Source organism: Bdellovibrio sp. CKG001 (assembly GCF_055397465.1).
The window spans coordinates 3,016,909-3,040,733 of record NZ_AP029173.1 but is presented as its reverse complement, the minus strand read 5'-3'; the positions used below and the strand labels follow the sequence as shown (position 1 = coordinate 3,040,733).

Here is a 23,825-nt window from a genome sequence, read left to right as displayed (position 1 = left end):
ATTTTAATTTTTAGGTCGCAACAGGGGATCTTCACAACATGCTTTATCAATGGCTTTATTCAATGGCAGATGAGTTCTCGCCGCTGAATGTTTTCAGATATATCACCGTCAGAACTTTCATCGCCTTCTTCACGGCATTTTTGCTTTGCTGGATGTGGGGACCACACTTTATCAAACGTCTTCAGTTGAAGCACTTTGGTCAGGCGATCCGCGATGATGGTCCTCAGACCCACAAGAAGAAAGCCGGCACTCCAACCATGGGTGGTGGATTGATTCTGCTTTCCACTTTGATCCCATGTCTTCTATGGGTCGATATGATGAACCCCTTGGTGTGGGGCGTTTTGATCGTCACATGGGGCTTTGGTTTGATCGGTTACATGGATGACTGGCTCAAGGTCAGCAAAAAGAACTCCAAGGGTCTGTCTGGAAAAATCCGTCTTGCCGGAGAATTTTTGATCAGTGGTCTGGTGGTGGCAGCGCTGGTGCACTTCCACGGTATGAGCACGGCTGTGACAATTCCTTTTATTAAGTCCGTGTCGATTGATCTGGGTTACTTCTATGTCGTGTTTGCATCTTTGGTGATTGTGGGAACCGCGAACGCCGTCAACCTGACGGATGGTTTGGATGGACTGGCGATTGTGCCGGTGATGATCTCGGCTGCGACCCTGGGGTTGTTCGCCTATGTGACGGGCCACTTCTCTATTGCGAATTATCTGCAAATTCCTCACGTGATGGGTGCCGGGGAGCTGACTCCTGTGGCGGCCACGATCGTGGCGGCAGGTATGGGCTTTTTGTGGTTCAACGCCTATCCGGCGCAGGTGTTCATGGGGGATGTGGGTTCACTTTCCTTGGGTGGATTCCTGGGCACGATGGCTGTTATCACTCAAAATGAACTTCTTATGCTTGTCTTGGGCGGGGTGTTCGTGGTGGAAGCCTTGTCTGTAATCACTCAGGTGATTTCCTTTAAAATGACCGGGAAAAGGGTTTTCAAAATGGCTCCGATTCATCACCACTTTGAGTTGGGCGGTTTGACGGAAACCAAGATCATCGTTCGTTTCTGGATCATTTCTATTTTGTTAGCGGTTTTAAGTTTGGCCACTCTGAAGTTGAGGTAAGAAAATGTATAAAGAGTATAGTGATTTAAAAGATAAGCGCATTTTGGTTGTGGGCTTGGGGAAAACAGGTGTTTCCTTGGCGCATTTCCTGACCAAACATGGCGCGCAAGTGACTGTGACGGATCATAAATCCAAGCCTGAATTGTCTGCGCAGTTGGAACAACTGGGTGATTTGCCAATCAAGTTTGAATTGGGCGGACACAGTCCCAAGACTTTCATTGCTCAGGATCTGGTGATTCTTTCCCCGGGTGTCCCCAGCAATCTGAAAATCTTTGAATATGCGCGTTCTCAAGGAATCAAAATCACAGGTGAGTTTGAATTCTCTGCAGGCTTTATCAAAGAACCAATCATCGGTATCACAGGAACTAACGGGAAAACCACAGTGGCAAAAATCACTGAGGCGATCCTGACAGAGTCCGGTGTTAAGACATGGGTGGGCGGTGCCAATGAAAAGCCGCTCGTGGATTACCTGCGCCTGGAGGACCGAGCTCAGGTTGTTATTGCAGAGGTTTCCAGCTTCATGCTTGAACACTGTGACACCTTCAATCCGGGCAATATCGTGTTCACGAATCTGGCGGAAAATCATTTGGATCGTTATCGCTCCATGGAAGAATACGTCAATGCAAAACGCCGTATCTTCAAAAACACCAACCAGGCAACAACCAGCATCCTGAATGCGGATGACAATGCCGTGGTTGAACTGGCACGTGACCCGGCGGTTCAGCGCGGTCGTATTTTCTACTTCTCCCGCAAACCGGCTTTGGAGCCGCAAATCATGAATATCGGTGGTGCTGTGAATATCGGCGATGAGATCCGTGTTCGCACGGGTCCTGAGATTGAAAGCTTCAGCATCAAAGGCATGAAAATGCGCGGGAAACATTCCGTGGAAAACATCATGGCGGCGATTCTGGCGTCCCGCGAACACGGGGCGACTCGTGAGGCGGTTCAGAAAGTTATCAATACTTTCACGGGTCTTCCACACCGCATCGAATATGTGCGTAAGGTGGGCGGCGTGATGTTCTACAATGACTCCAAGGCTACGAACGTGCATGCGGTTTTGCGTGCCCTGGACACTTTTGATGAAAACGTGATCCTGATCGCGGGTGGTAAGGATACAAATCTGAACTACGAGCCATTGCGCACATCCGTAAAACGCAAGGTGAAAACCTTGATCTTGGTCGGGGAAGCCAAAGAACGTATTAATCGCGACCTTGGTGACTTCTCGGAAACCTTCCTGATCGGTACATTTGAGGAGGCGGTTTTGATCGCTTACCAAAAGTCGAGAATTGGCGATGTGGTTCTGCTGTCTCCGGGCTGTTCGAGCTTTGACATGTTTGACAGTTTTGAAGAACGCGGCGATTATTTCAAAGAAATCGTGAGAAAGTTTCACTGATAAAAACAAGCAAAGGGCCTCGAGGATGAGGCCCTTTGAGTATGTACACATGAATCTGCCAGGAGGGCTTTGTGTCTCGTCATTTTCTATTTTTAATTCCCACTTCCGCTTTAATTCTTTCCGGCTGTGCTTCCGGAACATTCAAAGCTCGCCAGCAAGAGCGTGAACGACTGGCTGCTTCTTCCGGTATGTACTGCGAATTTGTCAGTGGGGATCTTTTCCCGGATCTGGATGTGGAGCTAAGCATGTCTATGGCCAAGCGCTGTGACTCCAGCAGAAACTTCACTGTGACTAATTACAAAAACTCTTCTGACCATTCCGGTGTCATCTATTGCTGTGCTACGGCCAACCGCTCCGAAAGAAGAGCGGCCGCGCCCAAGAAGTCCGCACCGGCCACTCCAGCCAAGTCGGAAACAGTAGAATCTGACGCTGAAGTTGTCTCTGAATAATCGGGTCCAGCTTTTTTACCAGTCATAGACGATAAAATGGATTCCTGATTAAACTAAAGGTCGGGAGTCCATTTTTATGTTGAGATATCTGTCCAGCAGCCTGTTTCTTGCCATCATCACTCTTTTGGGAATAGGTCTTGTTCAAGTTTATTCATCCAGCTTTATCTTCGCGATCGAATCCTACGGGGACGGTCTTTTCTTCTTCAAGCGACAACTGATCTTTGCGGTTCTTGCAATGGGTATTCTGATCGGGACTATCCACATTCCTTTCCGCTACATTGAAAAATACGGCTGGGCCTTGTGGCTGGCAGCAACTTTGGGAGTGTTGGCGACCTTTGTTCCGGGCCTGGGGGTTCGAGTGGGTGGAGCGATTCGCTGGATCCAGTTGCCATTCGGTGTGCGTTTTGAGCCGGGTGAACTTTTGAAGATTGCGTTCAGTGTCTGGTTTGCCAGTTTGTTGTGTCGTCAGGAAAACTTCCTGGGTCGGGTGAAGTGGCATTGGCTTATTCTTGCCATGATCGCCCCGTTGGGTCTTTTGCTGAAGCAGCCTGACTTTGGAACTTTCGCCATTATTTTGATGGTGGGTGTGACTTTGTTGTTCGCTTTCGGTCTGCAGTGGAAGTACATCGCCGCAGCGGTGGCGGTTTTGATCCCTGCCTTTTACTTCCTGGTGATGTCAGTTCCTTATCGTCGAGCGCGTGTGTTGGCCTTCCTGGATCCGTGGGCGGACCCGGCACAAAAAGGCTTTCAGGTGATTCAAAGTATGCTGAGCTTTCATTCCGGTGGTTTGACCGGGGCGGGATTGGGTCAGGGTCAGGGGAAATTGTTCTTCCTTCCTGAAGCTCACACCGACTTCACACTGGCTGTGCTGGGTGAGGAAATGGGTTTTGTCGGATTTGTCTTGATTCTGGCTTTGTACGGATTTGTGGTTTTCCGGGGAATGCAGATTGCGGTCAAAGCTGAGGAGCCATTCAAAAGAGCTTTGGCTTTGGGATTGTCAGTGACATTTGGGTTGAGTGTCTTTATCAATGCGGGTGTTGTGATGGGCTTGCTTCCGACCAAAGGTTTGACCTTGCCGTTCCTAAGTTACGGCGGTAGTTCTTTGGTGTCCTTGTGCTTTATGTTTGGTCTGATTCTGAACATAGAGAACTCATTTGAAGAGGACAAGTTTTCCCGTCGCTTCGGTTCTCGTTGGACGACATCAAAGGTGAATAATAAATGACTTCTAAGAAAACCATCGTGATCGCCGGGGGAGGAACTGGCGGACACATTTATCCGGGGATTGCGATTGCCCGGGCGTTGCAGAAACTGGATCCTGAACTGGAAATCCATTTCGTGGGGACCAGCCAGGGCCTGGAGGGGAAGATTGTCCCCCGCGAAGGCTTTCCACTGCACTTTATTGAATCCGGAAAATTAAACGTAAAAAGCCCTCTGCAAAGAATCAAAACCTTGCTCAAGATCCCTGTGGGGTTGTGGCAATCCGTTCGTTTGCTGGGGCAACTGAAACCCCTTTATGTGATCGGGGTGGGTGGCTACGCTTCTGGTCCCTTTGTGCTGGCTGCCAGTATTATTGGTTTCAACACGGCGATTTGGGAGCCTAATGCGATGCCGGGGATGGCCAACCGTCTTTTGTCCCGCTTCGTGGACAAGTGTTTCGTGGTTTTTGCAGAAGCCAAGAAATATTTGAAGAACAGTCAGATCATACAAGCCGGTATGCCGGTGCGTGCGGAAATCGAAAGTGCTGTACATCAAAGTTCTCAGAACGAAAAGTTCCACCTGCTGGCTTTTGGCGGCAGTCAAGGGTCACGAGTTCTGAATAACTGTCTGAGTGATGCGGTGATGGCGGGAGGAGCCTGGGTTCAGGATCTTTCTGTGGTTCATCAGGTCGGGTCAGCCGATATCAAAGCCATCACTGAGAAATATCAAAAGGGGGCGCCTTGTGAGGTGCAGCCGTTTGAGTTCATTTACGATATGGCCAAGTACTATCAGTGGGCCGATATTATCGTCTGTCGGGGTGGGGCTAGCTCCATCGCGGAGGCCGCGGCCTTCGGGATTATTCCGATCATCATTCCACTGCCCGCTGCGGACAATCATCAGCAGAAGAATGCTGAAAGTTTGGTCGAGAGAAACGCAGGCCGCATGATTCTGCAGAAAGATTTAACCCCGGAAAGGTTGATTTCAGAAGTCCAATCTTTGCGCGGTGATAAAGCTTTGCGTGATCAGATGGTTCAGAATATAAAGAGTTTCTATATCCCTCAATCTGCGACGGTGATCGCAAAGGAAATTCTGCAATGAAACTACAGCACGCTAAATTTCATTTCGTCGGTATCGGTGGTATCGGTATGTGCGGTCTTGCGGAACTTCTGCATAACATCGGCGCGAAAGTTTCTGGCAGTGATATGGCCGAAAATGCCAACACGGAGCGACTGAAAGAACTGGGAGTCAAAGTTTTCAAAGGTCACGCGGCCTCCAATGTGGGGGATGCGGATGTGGTGGTGTATTCCAGTGCGATTCAGTACGGAAACCCGGAAATCTCAGAGGCCCGCGCTCGTCAGATTCCGCTGATTCCTCGCGCGGAGGCGTTGGCCGAAATCATGCGACTGAAGCGCGGCATCGCAGTCGCAGGAACGCACGGCAAGACGACGACCACCTCCATGACTTCCGCGATTTTCCTGGAGGCGAACTTAAGCCCGACGATCGTGATCGGCGGACGTTTTGAGCTGATCAAGTCCACAGCGATGCTGGGCTCGGGCGAATGGCTGGTGGCAGAGGCCGATGAGTCCGATGGAAGCTTCCATAAGCTGTCCCCGGAAATCGCCATCATCACCAACATTGATTCGGACCATCTGGAGCATTTCAAAACTTTTGAAAATGTGCAGAAATCCTTCCACGACTTTGCTTTGAAAGTTCCTTTTTATGGCAAAGTGATTGTGTGCGGGGATGATCCGTTGGTTCGTCAGATATTCGAAAATTTCCCGAAGCGTATTTTGTTCTATGGTTTTGATGAAAAGAACGATCTGGTTGTGTCCGGTGAACAAGGTCACTATGCCGTTCATCGCAACGACCGTTTGCTGGGGACGAAACATCTGGTGGGCGAATTCAACCTGAAGGTGCCGGGACGTCACAATGCCCTGAATGCAGTGGCGGCGATCTGTGCAGGGGTGGCTGCGGGGATTCCGTTTGCAACTTGTGCCAAAGGTCTTCAGCGCTATGAAGGCGTGGATCGGCGATTCCACTTCAAGGGCGAGAAAAAAGGCATCAAGATCTACGACGACTACGGACACCATCCCACAGAAGTGCGTGCCGTGTTGCAGGCCTTCCGTGAGAAGTATCCGCAGCAGCGACTGGTGGTTTTCTTCCAGCCGCATCGTTATTCACGCACGCAGCACTGCTGGCATGATTTCACCACGGCATTCATGGAAGCTGACGAAGTTCTTCTGACGGATATCTATCCGGCGGGTGAAGCCCCGATTCCTGGTGTGACCAGTGAAAAGCTGGCGCAGGAAATGAAGCATGAACATGCTCACTATTTTGTGCGCGATGAAAAGGCGACGCAGAAGATTCTGGGCATGTTGAAAGAGGGCGACGTCTTTGTCACCCTCGGTGCCGGAGATGGTTGGAAGCTAGGACTGGATGTCCTTAATCACCTCTAAGGATTTTATTTAAGACGGTTCATACAATTCCAATTGGCCTTGAAGCGGTTGCCTTGAATTTTCATCGAGGACGCCAGGGCCAGGCACTCGGAACGGCTCAGCTGATTTTGCTGGGACAATTTGGACCAGCAGTACCAGCGCACGTCATCAGAGTTTTCCGGATCAGCAATATGTTCCGCTGAAGCCAGGCAGGCCCCCAGATGGATGTCTGTTTCAAAGCGGGTTAAACAGCTCCAGGCAATGCCGGTCACACTTTGAGTTTCAAACTGACCTGCAAATTCATGGCACTTTACCGGTGAATCAACGGATATATCATGGCTGTTGTAACAGCTCCAGCGGGCACCGTCCCGATCCGAGCTGGTGCTGCCCCTGGCGGCATTTTTCAGGCAAGCCTGAACATCAGCGCTGAGCCACTCCGTGGGACTGTTCAGTCCTGTGCTGTACTTCAGTTCAAAACGGTCCCGGCGAGGCCATTGGGCAGAGGCCTTCAGTAGCTCGCGATAGTCTTGAGAGTGAAAGTGCCCCTTCAAGGCACGCAAAGACTCTCGACGCATGGATGGGTCGGCACTGTACATCATTTCTTTTAGCAGTCCCTCAACGCCGGCATCGTATCCGCCGAAGCACTGACTCAGGCGGGGAATAAACTGAAAGGCGTCCGGGGAGGCGCGAAGCCACGAGGCTTTGAGTTCAATCTCTTTAAGCTGATCTTTCATCGCGCAGAACTGATCTGTGATGATGAAGTTCAGTCCCTCGCCAAGGCGCCGGCGGATCATTTGTTCCTGCAGATCGAATTTCACGACCTCTGGCAGCAGTCCCAACTGGTGTTGCAGATCAACGATTTGCATCTTCATCTTTAGCGGCAGTGAACGGGCAGTGCTGATTTCGGCAAAGAAGGATTCAAAGTTCCGGGCGACCTCGGGGGATTTTTCCAGGGTCTCTTTCAGCAGCTTCATAAAGACAGGATTTTCGGTCGCCTCTAAAAGGGGCTCATAATACTTCTTCAGGTGCAGTTTTTGGGACAGGAAGGCGATCGCATCCTGATTATGGTTCGGGCTGCTGGAAAAGGCATTACAAGTCAGGGTTTTATAGTTTTGATCCAGTTCTTTGCGCGGCTCCACGATGCGGTAACTGCTTCCGGCAAAAAGTTTATTCAGGCGGGTGGTATCCGGGCCTTTGCTGAAGAATGTTTCCGCGCTGGTTCCGCGCAGGGCCTGGCGCAGCAGGGGACCTGCGACCTTTCCCAGGGGGCCTGTGCTGGAAAACCCATGCAGGCGTTCTGCATGAGGGAAGGCCGACGCAAAGATCTGGCTGATACTCATGCCGAAATCAGAATAGCGGGAAAAGGCCACGCGTTCGGCTAAATCCCGAGGAAAGCCATTTTTAATCAATACTTCCACGTATTCTTCGATGGACCTTTTGTCGCGGGTTTTGGTGGCCAGGGTGTTGCATCCCATCAGGAAGACATCTTTGGGTTTCTTTAAAATTCCCGGACAGGAGTTTGAGCAGCTCAAGCGTTCAAGTTCTTTCAAATCCAAAGTGGTGCTGACACCTTCACCAAAGAACACACCGCCAAAGTGACCGGAAACCAGCAGCACGTCACACTCGATCCCGGCGTTGCAGGCATTCTGCAGCCAATAAGGGTTTTTGTTCTGGCTTGGAACCAGCTCGATGACTTCGACTTTTTCCGATGCATAAAGGTCTTGCAGAACCTGCTTTTCGTCGGCTGAATTCAGGGTCATGGTGCAGATTTTTTTTGTTTCAGCCTGACTGGCCAGAGCCAAAAAAGTGAACAGGATATTTGTGAGCGCAAGACACATTCGTTTCATGCCCTGTGAAGGTGCAAGAGTCCGTCCACTTCATAGGAAAACCAGGGGCTTACGATCGTCCAGCCGATGAACAAGTGACGAAGAGGGGCCGACACGCAGGATAAAAAAACGCGTCTCAGATTGAGACGCGTTGAAATTACGGAGCGCTTTTGATGTGCCTAGCCCCGGACGACGACGACCGGAACCGGCGACTTTGCGATCATATCTCGCAAGTTGCTTCCCAACAGGGAAGTGAACAGGCCGCCACTGCTATCATCGCCCATGCAAATCAGATCCATGGAATCTTTATGGCTGGCTAGAAGTGTGTCGGCAAAGGGGGTTTTTTCCATTTCAATGTGGCTTTCACAATCAATGCCCTTGGCTTTCAGGCGAGTCACTCGCTTTTCCATAGACTTAATGGCGTCTTTTTTGATGTCTTCGAAGATTGAGTCAATGCTGGGAGTCGCTTCGCCAGAGGCAAAGACATATTGCTCGACCGTGCGCAGAGTTTCCGCAGCAGAATGATAGAGCAGCACTTTGGCTCCCAAGCGCTTGGCTAAGCTGATTCCGTAGGTTTCAGCAGCCCGGCATTTCTTGGTCAGATCCGTGGCGATGATTAGTCGCAGTTCTTTTCTTTCTGAAAGTGCGTATTGATCATTTTGTGTTCCAGGGCCCAGGATAAAGACAGGGCGTTTGACATAGCGAACGACCTCTTCGGCGACGCTGCCAAGGAAGAAGCGATCCATGCCACTCAAAGCGCGGGAGCCCAGAATCAGAGCCTCAATGTTGTGGGAATCTTTAACGGCATTGGAGATCTCGCGCAGAGGCGAGCCAAACTTAACGATCAGTTTGCCAGGACGAGTGAAGCTTTTCATCACCGGAGCCAGCTGTTGCGTTTTCTGGGCAATTAGTTTGGATTTTTCGCTGGCGTTTAAAGACAGACGACCGGGGATGTCTTTAAGAGTTTTAACATAGATCAGGTCGACGGAGCACTGTAGGCGAACAGAGAGGTCCGAGGCGAATTTGCGATTGACCTGGGACCTTCTCAGAGTGACCTCGTCTTTGCCCTCAAGCTCATCGGCGATTAGAAGTGAATGGGAACTCATGTGTTATCCTCCTTCGTCTTGAATGAAGGATAACACTTTAAGTCTGCGGGTCCATGATTCAGATCATATCTGCGGCAAAGAAATGACTTTAGGCAGCCTGTTGCTGCTTTCCTGTAATGATAACATTGAGTTGCTGGACTGCTTCTTCCATCACAGATGACTGACGCGTAAGCTCTTCAGAGGCCGCAGCGCACTCTTCCGCGGCGGCAGCATTGGCCTGGGTGATCTTATCCATGTCGTTCAACGCACGATTGATCTGGGTGATGCCCTGTTCTTGCTCTGTGCTGGCAGAAGAGATCTCGGTGTTCAAAGAGGAAAGTTGTTCGATGGTCGTAACAATCTCTTTCAAGGATTCAGCGCTGGTACGAACAACCTCATGTCCGGCCTCAATCTTTTCGACACTGTCGTTGATCAGATGAGAAATCTCTTTGGCGGAAGTGGCGCTTCGTTGGGCCAGACTGCGAACAGCGTCAGCAACGACGGCAAAGCCTTTGCCGTGTTCACCCGCTCGTGCCGCCTCGACAGAGGCATTCAGGGCCAGCAGGTTGGTCTGGAAGGCGATATCGTCAATGACGGTGATGATCTCTTCAATCTTTTTGGAGCTGGAAGAGATGTCATCCATGGAGGTCGTCAGTTTTTGGACTTCATTTTCACCCACACGCGCTTTTTCCTGCGCGGTTTGGGCCAGATCCCGGGCTTTGTTGGCGTGCTGGCTGTTCATCTTAACCATGCTGGACACCTCTTCTGTGGAAGCAGAGGTTTCTTCGATAGAGGCCGCTGCCTTCACCGCGGAGTCACTCAGATTCTGACTGGAGGTGAAAATCTCGTTTCCAGTTGTGGAAACCTGTGCCCCCGCTGAGTTGAGTTTGTTGATAGCCGCAAGCAGGGCATTCAGAGGGGAGCGCAGAAGGACGTAGGATGCCAACAGGATCAACAGAGTGATCATCAGGGCCCAGATCAGAATGGACGTGGTGGTATTGGTGGCCGCGGTGGAAACACCATCGGTGGAGGAAGTGACGGCGAATACGCCGTGCAGTTTTCCGTCCTTCCAGTTTTCCATCGGGAAACCCAAAATGTCTTTGCCGTTCCCCCACGGGCTGGTTGCCGGGTTGCCATGGCACAGCAGGCAGCCCTGGGATTCGGACAGGCGGACCGGGCGATAGACAATCACTTGATTGTTGTCACCTTCAATAATTTCTTTCAGTTCAGGATTGGCTTCAAAGCGCTTTAGAATTTCCAATTCAGTTGCGGTAGCTTTGTTCTGATCACGTCTTGGAGCCTCGGCAAAGACGCGGAACTTGTAGCCATCCTGCTCGGCATTTTCAAAACCGACGACGATAGAGGCGAAGATGGGAACTTTGCGCAGAAGGTTTTTGCGCACCTCCTCGGGAAGCTTGCCATCGGGATAAGCTTCAACAGTGCGGGCGAATTCGCTTGGCAGGTTGTCGCTGAGGGCAATGTAAGAACGAATGGACTCCAGGCGCGAAAGGATGGCGCGGGACTTGTCAATCAACTGATCGCGACCTTGTTGGTGGATCTTTGAATAAGAGATACCAACAGCAGCGATGGTGCAAATTACACACGATATTGCCACGTTAAGGATCACTTTGCTGCCAAACTTCATGCTGAACTCCTTCGACATGGAGGTATCGGAGAACATTACAAAAACAATATAGTTCTAAATTCGTATTCAATGAGTTTAATTGACAGATTGGGATCTTGGTCGGGGCAGAGACCTAGGTCGTGTTTTGCGGACAGCGTTTCATTGTTGGCGATCTTGTTGCTAATCTAAAAGTCACGGCAGCAAAGGATTTGCGGAGTCACTTCAGTGAAGAAGTTCGTTTTGAAACTTATCTTTGGATTTATTATCTTACCGCTTTCATTGGCGGGAACGCTTTTCTATCTTAATAAAAACGGCTTCTTTGATATTGGTAAAGTGGAAGTTATTTTGGAAAATCCACCCCCAGGCCAAGAGCAATTCCTGCGCCCTCACGTGGATCGCCTGGAAGCTTCGCTTGAGAAGTACAAGGGACTATCGCTTTGGAACATCAAACTGAAGTCCGTGTCACGCGATGTGAAGGCGATGAACTGGGTGGAAAGCCTGAACATCAAGCGCAGTTGGCCGACAACTTTGTCAGTGCGTGTTCGTCCCTATGAAGTGAAGCTTCTTTATATGGGCAAAAATGGAAAGCTGGTTCCCATCATTAAGGGAGGAGAGCTTTTGGATCCTGTTGAAAGCAAACAGGCTCCGGATGTTGTCCTTCTTGAGGGCGACAGCTTCATGAAGAAAGCAGAGCTGCGCAAGAAAGCCGTGGATCTGGTCGAGCAGATTCCTGCTGAAGGATCGTTCAGTCGAAAAACAATTTCTGAAATTCGTTACGACAACAAAGAAGGCTTCTGGATGACCATGATCAAAACAGGAATCCAGGTGAAGATGGGCGAAGACCAAGTGTCTTTGAAGTCTGCACGAGTCAGTCAGGTTGTCGACTATCTTGAATCCCGCCAGTTTGACGCGCGCGTCATAGACGCGAATCTGTCAAAGAAAGTCCTTGTCAGGTTGCGTAAGGATCCCTAAGCTTAAGTCTGGAAGACCGATCAAAGTCGGGTAGATGCCCCACTTTATAGCCCCTTGAAATGATTTTATCGGGTGGTCTTACAGAAGCTTTATTAGTTTAGGCATCCGTGAGGACTTAAGGATGAGTACATCGAAACCCAAAGCTCCGGTATTGGCTGGCTTGGACATTGGTTCTACCAAAGTCTCTTTCGTCATCGGCACAGTCAATCCCGAAGGAAAAATTGAAGTCGCAGGCGTCGGCACCGCTCCCAACACAGGGATTCGTCAAGGTGTCGTTGTTAACATCGAAGCCACTACGGATTCCATCAGAAAAGCAAAAGAAGAAGCAGAATTGATGTCCGGTTACACTGTCTCAGAAGTCTGGGTGGGTGTTGCCGGTTCTCATATTTCCTCTTTTGATTCCAAGGGCATGGTGGCGATCAAAAACCGCGAAGTCACCGCCTCTGAAATTGACCGCGTGATCGAAGCCGCCAAAGCGGTGGCTGTTCCGGCGGATCGCTCTGTTCTGCATGTTCTTCCAAGAGAATTCAAAGTCGATGGCCAGGACGGGATCACCGATCCTATCGGCATGTCGGGCATTCGTTTGGAAGCCAACGTGCACATTGTGACCGGTGGTCAGAGTGCTATCAATAATACAGTTAAATGTGTTGAAAAAGCGGGTCTTAAAATCGCAGGCCTGGTTCTTTCTCAGCTCGCTTCGGCGACGGCTGTGATCTCTAACGATGAAAGAAATCTGGGCGTGTGTGTGGTTGATATGGGTGGCGGCGCTTGTAATGCCGTTTACTTCGTCAATGGCAGCATGGCGCACTCCTCTGTGATTCCAGTGGGTGGTCAGCACTTTACTCACGACGTGGCTGTGGGGCTTCGCACCCCTCAGGTTGCGGCGGAAGAGCTTAAAAAGAAGCATGGCTGTGCCATGGCTTCCATGGTTAATGAAAACGAAACTATCGAAGTCGAAGGTGTCGGTGGACGCAAGTCCCGTGTGATTCCTCGCAAAGATCTTGCGGATGTTATTGAGGCGCGTGCAGAGGAAACTCTGAATCTGATCGCCAATGACATTCGTATGAGCGGTCTGATGCCGATGCTGGGTTCCGGGATCGTGCTGACGGGCGGTGCCAGCAATCTGGATGGCCTGATTGAGATGGGTGAGTTTGTTTTTGATATCCCGGTTCGCAGAGGGGCTCCTCGCGAAATCGGCGGCCTGACAGATGTGGTGAAGTCTGGAGAATTCTCCGCCGCTGTCGGTCTTCTGATGTGGGCATTGGGGCAGAGAAAAGATCTGCTTCAGGCACAACAGCAGGAAGTGAACATTGGTGAATCCTTGGACGGCATCACTAAGAAGATCAAAGACTTTTTTGGACAGATTTTTTAAATTTTTTACTCTGTGTCCGCCGAAGCCTTAGCGCTGGTGGATGATTCTGTGGGGAGGATCGAAATGTTTGAATTGGAAGAAAATATCAATATCGGAGCAAATATCAAGGTCGTTGGCGTAGGCGGTGGCGGAAGTAACGCTGTTGCCACGATGATCGAGTCCGGCATGAACGGTGTGGAGTTCATCGTTGCCAACACAGACATCCAAGCTTTGAATGCCAGCAAATCCCCGAACAAAATCCAATTGGGACTTGATCTGACAAAAGGTTTGGGCGCAGGGGCGAATCCGGATGTGGGTCGCAGAGCTGCGATTGAATCCTACAACGAAATCGTTGAAAAATTGGAAGGCGCAGACATGGTGTTCGTCACTGCCGGTATGGGCGGTGGTACTGGAACAGGTGGCGCTCCGATCGTGGCAAAGATCGCTCGTGAACTGGGTGCTTTGACTATCGGTGTGGTAACAAAGCCCTTCTTGTTCGAAGGTAAAAAACGTGGCAAGCACGCTGAAGGCGGTTTGGCGGATCTGAAAGAAAACGTGGACACTCTGATCGTGATCCCGAACCAAAAACTTCTTTCCATCGCAGCTGAAAGAACTCCGCTTCTGGAAACTTTCAAAAAAGCCGATGAAGTTCTTTTGCAAGCTGTTAAAGGTATCTCTGATCTGATCAATATCCGCGGTCTGATCAACTTGGACTTCGCAGATATCCGTACAGTTATGTCTTCCAAAGGCATTGCGATCATGGGAACTGGTGCTGCTAAAGGTGACAACCGTGCGGTTGAAGCGGCAACAGCAGCGATTTCCTCTCCACTTCTTGAAAATGTAAAAATCGACGGTGCAACTGGCATCATCATCAACGTGACTGGTGGTTCTGATCTATCCTTGTACGAAGTGAACGAAGCGTCCACTCTGATCACAGAAGCAGCTCACGAAGACGCGGAAATCATCTTCGGTGCGGTTATCGATGAAAGCATGGGCGATGAAGTTCGTGTGACTGTGATTGCGACTGGTTTCGATTCTCACGATGTGAAACTAGTGAACGACATGGCGCAAGTGAACCAAATGCAAAACTTCCTGAACCAAAATGCAGCGCAGTTTGGCGGGATGAACATGCAGATGCCACAAATGCCGCAAATGCCGCAGCAAATGGCGCAAATGCCACAGATGCCGACCATGCCGCAAATGCCTCAGTTCCCGCAAATGCCGGCAATGCCAAGCATGCCACAAATGCCTGCGATGCCTCAGATGCCAGCGGTTGAACTTCCGCCGATCTCTGCGGTTCAGTCCCAGGTTATGACTTTTACGCATCAACCACAGCAGACAGAGGCAGCTCCTCAGGTCACTGAGACTGTGGTTGTTCCTCCTGTGGCTGCCGTGACTCCGCAAGTGGCTCAGCAGGCCGCACAAAATGTGGCTGCTCAGACTCCGGTGGCTCCTTCCCAGGAAGTGGCAACACCGATTCAACCGCAAGTGGAATCTTCACTGTCTCCACGTGACATGTTGTTGGCAAAAGCCCGCGCTTTCAAAGAAAGCCAGGACTTGAAATCCAAGCACAGCAATCCAGAGCAGTTGTCCATGAACGTAGATCATGAACAACAGTCCTTGGAAGAAGCTCGTCGCATGGCTCGTGAAGTTCTAAGCTCTCCATTCTCCAGCCAGAATCTTGAAGTTCCTGCCTTCATCCGCAAGAAACAAGGTTTCGATCTGAATAAAGAATAGTGGAAGCCTGGTTCATATCCGACATTCACTTGAAAACCGCTGAAGAGCGCAATGGGAAAATCCTGTTGCGCTTTTTGCGTTCTTTGTTGGCGGGAAATCCGCAGCAAGTTCACCTTTTCATGCTCGGGGATATCTTCGATCTGTGGGTGGGCGGACACACTTACTTTGCCAAAAAGTTTGATCCTCTGATGAAAGCTCTGGGTGATTTGCGCAAGGCGGGTGCCCGTATCACTTTCATCGAAGGCAACCATGATGTGCATGTCGAAGGTTATTTCCAGAAGCGTCTGGGGATCGAAGTTTTTGTCGAGGCACAGTACTATCTGATTGATGGCGTTCGCGTGCGTTGTGAACATGGCGATCTGATCAATATGAACGATCAGAAATATCTCAAATACCGCAGTATCATCCGCAATCCCTACGTCAAGCCGTTGGGAAATATTTTGCCGGGTAAATTCTGGGATCATCTGGGTAACAAAGCCAGCAAAAAAAGTCGTGAACGCAGCGGGCACTACCGAATGTCCAATGAAGGTGAACTGATCTCAATGATCCGCGGGCATACAGCCACGGCTTATGCGCAAAAGCCGTTTGATCTGATTGTATCAGGCCACATGCATGTCTTTGATGATCACACAGAAACAATTAACGGACATCGTGTCCGCGCTATTAATCTGGGCTCGTGGTTTGAAGAACGTGTGAAAGTTTTCTGCCTGAAAAATGGTGTGGGTGAGTGGGTTTATCTACCCTCTGAAGATGAGCCTTAAAGCAAAAAATAGAAAGCCGGGTTGCCCCGGCTTTTTTTATTTGAAGTATTTTTTAAAACCTTGCCAGCAGTCCTGATAATCGCTTTGCAGGAAATCTTTTTCCATCGCGAAATCAGTCACCATATAAGGTGAACGGCACTCAAACATGAAGGCCATGGTGGCTTCGATCTTGTGCGGTTTCAAGTCCACGTTGCTGGCATTTTCAAAGGCGTCCACGTCAGGACCATGGGCGGAATAGAAGTTGTGCAAACTTCCGCCACCTGGCACGAAGCCTCCTGCGGTCTTGGCGTCATATTCGCCATAGATCAGACCCATATATTCGCTCATGCAGTTGCGATGGAAGTACGGTGGGCGGAAGGTGTGTTCACCCACCATCCAGCGAGGTGGGAAGATGGCAAAGTCCACATTGGCAACACCCGGCGTATCGCTGGGGGAAGTCAGTACCGTGAAGATCGAAGGATCTGGATGGTCATAGCTGACAGTGTTGATCGTGTTAAACTTGCGCAGGTCGTATTTGTAAGGAACATAGTTTCCATGCCAAGCCACAACGTCCAAAGGCGAATGACCCATTTCGGCGGACCAGAGTTCACCGGCGAATTTTCCGATCAACTCAAATTTTCCTTCAAGATCTTCAAACGCTGCAACAGGAGTCAGGAAATGGCGACGATGAGCCAAACCGTTGGCGCCAATAGGACCCAGATCAGGCAGGCGGAAAGGAGCACCAAAGTTCTCTCCGATGTATCCTGTACAAAGATCCCCGTTAAGAGGGTTGATCTGAAACTTCATTCCTCGGGGGATCACGGCGATTTCACCAGGCTCCAGCTCCAGGAAGCCCATTTCTGTTTTTACCTGCAAAGATCCTTTTTGAGGAACCAGCAGGAAGTCACCATCGGCGCTCATGAAATAACGTGAACCCATGCTCTTGTTGAAGGCATAAAGGTGCGCACTCAAACCTCTTTGTTCAAGAGCAGAGCCAGCCCCGCAAACAGTGCGAATGCCTTCCACGAAATCTACAGGCACGGAAGGTGCCTTTAATGGATTCCAGCGCATTTGATTGGGATTGATATGCTGAGGTTTGAAGAAGGTCTTTGCTGTCAGATCCTTTAGCGGCACAAAAGACTTGTGCATGACTGACGGACGAATGCGATACAGCCAGGAGTACAGATTGGTGTGGCGAGGGGCTGTGAAAGCCGAGCCACTGAGCTGTTCGGGATAAAGTCCATGAGGCGCTTTTTGCGGAGAGTTTTGATCGGCGGGCAAAGCGCCCGCGCGAGCTTCTGAAGAAAAATGATTGCCAAAACCTGACAGATATTTTGTTTCCATAAGGGACAGATAATCAGGTCCCGGGGGCAAAAGTCAACTGGGATGCCCCTCAACCGGGGAGCTGAATAATGCGGGAAGCGTCAACCAAATGCCTCTGTCAGTCGTTGTATTTTTGGTCCCGGCTTCAAGCTTGAAACCGGGATGAGAAATAAGAGCTAGGGCAGAAGCAAGATCGGCTGACTGCGAACTTCTTTTCCTTTGGCATCAACACTGATGGCCTGGATCTGATACTGCAGACCATGGATCAAGCCATCCAATACGGCCACGTGGTTTGTGACCAGTTCGGAATCCAGCGTGGTGTACATTTCCTCACCCGTGAATATATTCACGATATAAAGCTGACTGCTAGCTGGCAGATTGGTGGACCATGTGATTCGGGCTGTGGCACCCGAAACAGAGGCCACCTGGAAGTTACTGATGGCTAAATCCGGCTCCACGCACGGGTTGGGTTTTAAATCCGGCATCTGGAAGTTGGCGGGGGCAACAACATCCCAGCCCATGTGCTCCAGCACCTTCATCGCGGCCTGCTTCTTACCGTTGTTAGGATTGAAGAAGAAAGTGTTACTTTGAATGCCGCACAGGGAATGAGAGGCAGGCTTCTTCCAAGAGTGGGCTTTTTTATGATGCTTCCATAACATCACATTGGCGATATGATAGCGTGGTCCCTGATAGTAAAGAAGTTTGATCGGAATGGCCGAATCTTTTTTCAACTCAATCGTTCGGTACGGGCAGCCCAGGCGGGTCGGGTGATTGCCGTCGTTATTCACCAGCTCGTTCCAGCTGTCCCCCTCCTTGACAAACAAGCGCGCTCCGTCGTCGGACAACAAAGAAATTTCGTAATGGCCTTCACGATCCTGGTCCGAAAGCTTCAGCACGGAAGTGTATTCGATAGCAAAGTTTTCAATCAATTTTTCGCCATTGGCATCCAGCAGGACTTCTCCGGACTTTGTTGAAAAGCCGGAAGTGAACGGGCGAGTCGGGACATTGACATCAGCAAAATATAAATCCTGCTCCAGGCGAAGGCCTTTGTTATAGAAGTCCATCACCGATCTTACCGGCGTCGTCATCTCAGGTCCTTTGACGATCAACTTTGCAAAAAGCCCCTGGTTGGTATTAGAACTGCTTTCACCCGAAAGCGGGTCGCACACCGTTTTTTCGGGATCCGCAAAATCAATCGAACCAATGCTCTCTCCTGTCGGAGTTTTCCCATGGCCCTGATAGCTGCAGGATATTTTTTTCAGCAAACCGCGGGTTCGCAAAGAACCTTGCTCCAGCTTGTTCTTTTTGGCGGATGCAAAAGGGGATATCAGCAACAGTGCGACTAAAAGCATTTTTGTCATCGTACGTACCTCGACAGTCAGATACCTATAAGTTTAACAAAAATGTAAGAAGTGTGGAGAAAAGCGTGGCCCTCGTTTTACATTGAGACACAAGAGCGGTTTCGCTTTGGGAATTACTGAAGGCCCAATTTGGCTTTAATCAGCTCAAGATCTTTTTTGAGACTTTGATTTTCTTCCTCGAGCTTTCGGATGCGTTGATCTTTTTCCGCGGCCTCTGTTTCCAAGGAAGCAACGCGACGGTTGATACTTTGGATTTGTTCCTCAGAGGCTTTGCACATGCCATGCAGTTCCTGCACGGCGTTCACTGTGGCCCAGTGAATCGGGTCCACATTCAGTTCCAGATAGCCACGCGAATTAGTGCGAACGGCATCGGGGATGACCTTTTGAACTTCCTGGGCGATAAATCCTGTCAGCGGTTGATCCGCAGGCAGTTTCATTGGATTGTCCTTTTTGTAGTGATAGCGAACAGTGCGAAGTTGCAGGATTTCATTTAGACCATATTCAAACTGACCATCAACATCTTTCAGTCTCTGGTCTGAAGCCATGGTCCACGCCGTGCTGGAACTTAAAGCAGCAGTTCCTGTGACCTGCAGAGTGTAAAGTGGGTTTGGCGTTGCGATACCAACATTGCCACTGGCGCGGTCAATAGTCATGGCTGAGCCCAGAACAGATCCGGCATCACTGTGACGCAGAATCGACAGATTAGATCCGGCGTTGGAACCGGTCTCAAGGTTGGCATCTACCATAATAGTCCAGCGTTTCAGGCCAGACTTCTTCATTATCAGAGATGGATTGTAATTGGTGGCGGTAGTGTCGACGGCGATACCGCCGGTGCTGTTTGAAATAAACTGAGCGACTTCGCCAGAGCCAGCGACCGTCAAAAGCGCACTGGGAGCTCCGGTGCCGATACCCACACGGCCGGTTTCATCCAAAGTCATACGGGTGGCATTGTTCGTTTTAAAGCTCATAGGCTGGTTGTCATTTGTGCCAATGTTAATTGGAGCAGTAAAGCTGTTGCCGCCATTCAAAAGAAGGCCAGCCCCGGTATAGGTTGTACATCCCGGAACGTTTGAGGCATTGAAGGTGATGATCTGCCCCAGGGCGCAACTGAACTCGGCGAGTGCGTCGCCAGTGCCATTAGCCATCAGCAGCTTATTTGCCGCCAGTGTCGTTACGCCTGTTCCACCCTTGCTGACCGGTACGGTGCTGGGGAAAGTTGATGGATTGGCGGAGATGACCCCAGCGGAAACATTCAGACCGGATCCAACCTGAACCACACCTTTGGCGCTGGTCGTGGCGTCGTTGATACTGATCGTAGGGTTTGTTGTCGAGTTCAACACTTGCACAGGGCCACTGCCATTGACAGAAGTGACCGTGCCCCCGGAGCCCGCAGGTATCTGACAGGCGAAACCTGTGGCCGTCCAAGTGGGGACTTGTCCGGCGGTTGAACACACGAAGTTGAAGAACTTTCCAGCGTTATCGACAAACATCATGCCTGAAGTTGCCGCGTTGGTTCCGCCAAAGTTCAGATCGGCCTTAAGAATTGTGCTGTCCAGAATTTTTCCGGTTGTCACGGCATTGGAGGAAATTGTGGCAGCCACAGAGCCAGCACCTGAAGCTGTGACATCACCTGTAAGACTTGTGATTCCCGCACCGGCAGAGCCCAGCGCCACCGCGGCCGAACCATTCCAGTACTTAATCTGATTTGAGGTGGAATTGTACCAGCTGTAACCCACGTGCACCGCGCTCAGGGAGCCGGTCAGAGTGGTTTCTTGTGCATCGGTATAAGTTCCCAGGCGCAAGGTTTTTTGCGAGCTCATGACGATGTGGCCGGTATTGACCAGGTCGTTACTGCCCATATTCAGGGCACCACTCATCACGTCACCGGTTTTCATGACGGCGTCCGTGATTCCGTATCCAGCAATCGTCGTCGGTTTGCCCGAAGTGATTTTGCTCCAGTCCAGATTCGGGATATCCCCAGACACCAAAGAGGCAGAGCCTGAAGTCACACGACCCTTGGAGTCGGTCACAACTTTAAAATAGGTCCCGGCAGTATTGACCGAGTTCAGAGTCAGGGTCCCGACATTGCTCAGAGTGGCATCCCCACTCACAGAAACGGCGGTGGCCACGCCGCCATTGCCGACAAAAACTTTTCCGTCAGCCAGAGTTTTATCCATCTTATTGCTGAAGGTTGTCCAGTCACTGGCCGTCAGATAGCCGCCGGAAGTCCCATTGGCTGCCGGCATGGAGATCTCCGGAGTGGTGGTTCCGTTGTTGACCACCAACGGCGACAGGGCCGTCACACTGGTCACGGAGCCCGCACCACCGGAGGCACTGATCGTGATCGAACCCGGACCGTTGGTGATGTTGATACCTGCTCCTGCTGTCAATGTGGATGGACTGAAGCCGGTGCCGTTGCCGATCAGAATCTGTCCGTTCCCTGCAGGGGCGGAATACAAAGTAAGAAGTGAGTCTAAAATGGAATAGCGGCTGAAGATATTCTCAGCTCGGCTTTGTGAAATATTCGCGCTGGTTTGAACAAAGTCGCTGGCTCTTTTGTCTTCCAGGCGGGCGGCATTGATTGCAAAGGGAACATTGTTGATGACGATATCCGGAGTCAAGGTGGTGGCACCGACCTGCACTCGCAGTCGGCGTTGTGCGTAGGATCCAGAGAAACTTGTCGTGCCGCCGGAGGTGCAGGTTGCCGAGCCGCTGACCGCAAAAATGCGATCGGCCGTATTGTTGGTGGAATCCGTGCGTGTGCCACTGCCGACAATCACACTGAATTCGCCCTGACCACCCGGGACGACGTTGTGAGTTTCCTCGTACATGGTGCATGTGCTGTCGCCAGTTGTGATTTGCAAAGTCACCGTTTGCGGGGAGGTGATGGGTGTGCCGGCCGTGTCCGTCAGCAGGCCTTCATAGACAAACATTGCTCCCGCAGAGGGCGAAGCCGCCTGGGCGGCCGCTGGCAAAAGCAAAGAACTTAAAAAAGCAAAGATTCTGCCTAGGGATGTCATTCAGTGATTCTCCCTTGGATGCGGAAGTTTCCACCCGTGGCAACATGCTGGGATGAGGTGCGCAGACGGCTTTTCAGTCGCAGGCCCGAGCCATTTTGCTCGGTCGCAGATCCGACAAGCATGTCCTGACTGCGCGAGGTGGAAGGTGTGTACTGGATTTCAACTTCCTTGTAGAAATAGTGACCGGGACGAGGCTGTGCGCGGAACTTCACCTTCAACGTCTGACCGGAGGTGATGTTCATCGTATTCCAAGGGGCTTTGAGGTTGGAAAGCTGAACCTGGAACTTTCCGTCTTTACAGGAACTCGCCGCGGAGTTGTCATAGGCGGACGGAGACAACCAGGTGGCTCCGCCGTCCAGACTCATTTCGATGGTGTTCACATACTGTGCACAGCGGGCTTGTATCGGTACGGAGGTGAGGCTGGAAGTAACAATCGATTGAGGATTGAACGTCAGATCATCCAAGGCGCGCAGAACCTGCACTTGCGGATTGCTGTCAGAGCATCCTGCAAGTATCAGCCAGAGGAATCCTAAAATAGCGATTTTACTGACGTACCTTGTGCGCATCTTATTCAAATTATCGGAATAAAGGAGGGGGGACTAAAGTCTCAAAGCGGGAATAAAAAAAGGGTCTCGGTTAAAGAGACCCTAGGGTGTGTCGAGTACTGATTTAAGACGAATTTCTTACTAGAAGTTCATGGTATAGCCGATCAGGCCCTGAACTCCAGACATGGTTGTTGCCAAGTCCTTGCCATCGCGTTCAACTTCGGAACTGCCACCACACTGACTGACGCCCGGAATATCGTTGGCCGCCGCACAGTTGCCTCCGGTGGTCAGATTGCGTTCGATCGGCATATATCGAAGATTGCCCTCTACAGTCAGACAATGGGATTCGGTAAAGCAGAAGTCCACGCCGATACCACCCATGGCCCCAAAGGCGCTTCCTTTGAAATCCAGGTTTTTTGTGCCAGCAGTGATTTCACCATTCAGACTTCCGTAACCCAGGCCTGTCTGCATATAGAACTTGATGAAAGAGTTTTCCAGCGCATAGATACGGAAGATAGGGAACACGGTGTAACCGGTCAGCTTGTAGTCATAACTGCCGTCATTGCCCTTACCTTCTGTGGTCTGAGTGAAATAAGAGGGACGGAAGACAAAGGCGTACATGGTGCTGCTGAAGCGATAAGACCAGTTGGCATAAAACTCCCAAGCACTTCCCAGATCCTTGGTGTCGGCCGCTGCCGCGCTGGCCCCGGCAGCATCAATCAAAGAATTCATGTCATTCTGTCCGGCCGAAACAGTTGAAAGACCGATTCCCAAAGACATGTCGCCCGAAAGGCTTGGGCCACGGCTGGAGCGTCTTTGTGCGTTGGCGTCTTGAACTGAGATAACGGACACAGCAATGACGGTGGACAAAAACAGTCCCACCTTATTCAAGGCTCTCATAGGGATCCTCCTGATCTGACTTCTAAAATTCATCTTATCCAACTGAATCTTGTACAGATTTATTCTATACAAGACTCGTGTATTCAACAGCTATGAGCAATGTTGATTATACACCTTTTGGACAAAGGACGGGACCATCTTTAGTCCAGTCACTATTATTGAGACAACAATGTCCCTGTATGAGATTCTGTGTTTATGAAGCATTTGGAAGAAAAAACTCTCTCATCAAAACAAATTTTTAAAGGACGTTATCTGAAAATCGAACAGGACCAGGTGCAGGCTCCTGACGGCAGAACGTACACCCGCGAATATATTTTGCACCCGGGCGCGGCCATGATGATTCCATTATTGGCAAATGGAAATGTCGTGATGATTCATCAGTACCGTCATGCTGTGAAGCAAGTCTTCATGGAGTTCCCTGCTGGCAAACGTGATCACGGCGAAGAAACCCTGCTGACGGCAAAACGGGAGCTGTTGGAAGAAACCGGTTATGAAGCCAAAGAGTGGAAGTTCCTGACCACAATTCATCCGGTGATTGGATACTCTAATGAACACATCGACTTGTATCTGGCAAAAGATCTTGTGCAATTGGAACAACGCCTGGATCAAGGGGAATTTATTGAGGTTGTCGAAGTAAAACCAGCAGACTTGATGCGCCTGGTTTTCGAGGGAAAAGTCAGTGATGTGAAAACCCAGATCGGGGCTTTTTGGCTTGATAAATTTTTAAGAGGAGAGTGGAATTGAGAGGCGGA

At 50.5% G+C, this 23,825-nt stretch carries 19 protein-coding genes; 11 read left to right on the top strand and 8 right to left on the bottom strand.

The window, feature by feature from the left end; all coding sequences use genetic code 11:
• Positions 1-38 precede the first annotated feature (38 nt).
• From mraY to murC, 6 genes are all read left to right on the top strand, one after another.
• A complete protein-coding gene (gene mraY / locus ACZ50P_RS14290; protein ID WP_464118373.1) occupies positions 39-1,115 on the top strand; it encodes a phospho-N-acetylmuramoyl-pentapeptide-transferase in 1,077 nt (358 codons plus the stop codon).
• Between the two features lie 4 nt (positions 1,116-1,119).
• Positions 1,120-2,508 carry a UDP-N-acetylmuramoyl-L-alanine--D-glutamate ligase gene (gene murD / locus ACZ50P_RS14285; protein ID WP_464118372.1) on the top strand — a complete coding sequence of 463 codons (1,389 nt, stop codon included), beginning with the start codon at positions 1,120-1,122 and terminating at the stop codon, positions 2,506-2,508.
• A gap of 71 nt (positions 2,509-2,579) precedes the next feature.
• Positions 2,580-2,957: a hypothetical protein gene (locus ACZ50P_RS14280; protein WP_464131940.1), complete on the top strand. Its 378-nt coding sequence runs from the start codon at positions 2,580-2,582 to the stop codon at positions 2,955-2,957.
• Positions 2,958-3,033: 76 nt separating this feature from the next.
• Positions 3,034-4,179, top strand: a complete 1,146-nt coding sequence (gene ftsW / locus ACZ50P_RS14275) for a putative lipid II flippase FtsW (RefSeq protein ID WP_464118368.1) — start codon at positions 3,034-3,036, stop codon at positions 4,177-4,179.
• Positions 4,176-5,252, top strand: a complete 1,077-nt coding sequence (gene murG / locus ACZ50P_RS14270) for an undecaprenyldiphospho-muramoylpentapeptide beta-N-acetylglucosaminyltransferase (protein WP_464131938.1) — start codon at positions 4,176-4,178, stop codon at positions 5,250-5,252. The genes ftsW and murG overlap by 4 nt, the downstream gene beginning before the upstream one ends.
• Positions 5,249-6,610, top strand: coding sequence for a UDP-N-acetylmuramate--L-alanine ligase (gene murC, locus ACZ50P_RS14265; protein WP_464118364.1), 1,362 nt, complete (start codon positions 5,249-5,251; stop codon positions 6,608-6,610). Before murG ends, murC begins: the two co-directional genes overlap by 4 nt.
• A 5-nt stretch (positions 6,611-6,615) precedes the next feature.
• On the opposite strand, the gene ACZ50P_RS14260 is transcribed toward murC, so the two are convergent.
• The 3 genes from ACZ50P_RS14260 to ACZ50P_RS14250 all read right to left on the bottom strand — a co-directional run bounded on the left by ACZ50P_RS14260 (position 6,616) and on the right by ACZ50P_RS14250 (position 11,145).
• Positions 6,616-8,436, bottom strand: coding sequence for a hypothetical protein (locus ACZ50P_RS14260; protein WP_464131936.1), 1,821 nt, complete (start codon positions 8,434-8,436; stop codon positions 6,616-6,618).
• Between the two features lie 158 nt (positions 8,437-8,594).
• The gene (locus ACZ50P_RS14255; protein ID WP_464118362.1) at positions 8,595-9,521 is read right to left on the bottom strand and encodes a universal stress protein; all 927 of its coding nucleotides are present in this window, start codon (positions 9,519-9,521) and stop codon (positions 8,595-8,597) included.
• A gap of 88 nt (positions 9,522-9,609) precedes the next feature.
• Positions 9,610-11,145: a methyl-accepting chemotaxis protein gene (locus ACZ50P_RS14250; RefSeq protein WP_464131934.1), complete on the bottom strand. Its 1,536-nt coding sequence runs from the start codon at positions 11,143-11,145 to the stop codon at positions 9,610-9,612.
• 204 nt (positions 11,146-11,349) lie between these two features.
• Between ACZ50P_RS14250 and ACZ50P_RS14245 the strand changes: the two genes are divergently transcribed.
• The 4 genes from ACZ50P_RS14245 to ACZ50P_RS14230 all read left to right on the top strand — a co-directional run bounded on the left by ACZ50P_RS14245 (position 11,350) and on the right by ACZ50P_RS14230 (position 15,945).
• Complete coding sequence (locus ACZ50P_RS14245; protein WP_464118360.1) at positions 11,350-12,096, top strand: cell division protein FtsQ/DivIB; 747 nt, start codon at positions 11,350-11,352, stop codon at positions 12,094-12,096.
• 121 nt (positions 12,097-12,217) lie between these two features.
• Positions 12,218-13,468, top strand: coding sequence for a cell division protein FtsA (gene ftsA / locus ACZ50P_RS14240; RefSeq protein ID WP_464131932.1), 1,251 nt, complete (start codon positions 12,218-12,220; stop codon positions 13,466-13,468).
• A 63-nt stretch (positions 13,469-13,531) separates the two neighbouring features.
• Positions 13,532-15,184: a cell division protein FtsZ gene (ftsZ, locus tag ACZ50P_RS14235; protein ID WP_464131930.1), complete on the top strand. Its 1,653-nt coding sequence runs from the start codon at positions 13,532-13,534 to the stop codon at positions 15,182-15,184.
• A complete protein-coding gene (locus tag ACZ50P_RS14230) occupies positions 15,184-15,945 on the top strand; it encodes a UDP-2,3-diacylglucosamine diphosphatase (protein WP_464118357.1) in 762 nt (253 codons plus the stop codon). Before ftsZ ends, ACZ50P_RS14230 begins: the two co-directional genes overlap by 1 nt.
• Before the next feature lie 36 nt (positions 15,946-15,981).
• Here the strand turns inward: ACZ50P_RS14230 and hmgA are convergent, their stop codons facing one another.
• The 5 genes from hmgA to ACZ50P_RS14205 form a co-directional block, all read right to left on the bottom strand.
• A complete protein-coding gene (gene hmgA / locus ACZ50P_RS14225) occupies positions 15,982-17,268 on the bottom strand; it encodes a homogentisate 1,2-dioxygenase (protein ID WP_464118356.1) in 1,287 nt (428 codons plus the stop codon).
• Positions 17,269-17,423: 155 nt separating this feature from the next.
• The gene (locus tag ACZ50P_RS14220; protein WP_464118355.1) at positions 17,424-18,599 is read right to left on the bottom strand and encodes a hypothetical protein; all 1,176 of its coding nucleotides are present in this window, start codon (positions 18,597-18,599) and stop codon (positions 17,424-17,426) included.
• A 122-nt stretch (positions 18,600-18,721) separates the two neighbouring features.
• Positions 18,722-21,628: a tail fiber domain-containing protein gene (locus ACZ50P_RS14215; protein WP_464131928.1), complete on the bottom strand. Its 2,907-nt coding sequence runs from the start codon at positions 21,626-21,628 to the stop codon at positions 18,722-18,724.
• Complete coding sequence (locus ACZ50P_RS14210) at positions 21,625-22,194, bottom strand: hypothetical protein (RefSeq protein WP_464131926.1); 570 nt, start codon at positions 22,192-22,194, stop codon at positions 21,625-21,627. Before ACZ50P_RS14210 ends, ACZ50P_RS14215 begins: the two co-directional genes overlap by 4 nt.
• 120 nt (positions 22,195-22,314) lie before the next feature.
• Positions 22,315-23,073 carry a hypothetical protein gene (locus ACZ50P_RS14205; RefSeq protein ID WP_464118352.1) on the bottom strand — a complete coding sequence of 253 codons (759 nt, stop codon included), beginning with the start codon at positions 23,071-23,073 and terminating at the stop codon, positions 22,315-22,317.
• A 195-nt stretch (positions 23,074-23,268) separates the two neighbouring features.
• Here ACZ50P_RS14205 and ACZ50P_RS14200 point away from each other — a divergent pair, with 195 nt between their 5' ends.
• Positions 23,269-23,817 (top strand): NUDIX domain-containing protein, encoded by a 549-nt coding sequence (locus tag ACZ50P_RS14200; RefSeq protein WP_464131924.1) that lies wholly within the window; start codon positions 23,269-23,271, stop codon positions 23,815-23,817.
• Positions 23,818-23,825: the final 8 nt, after the last annotated feature.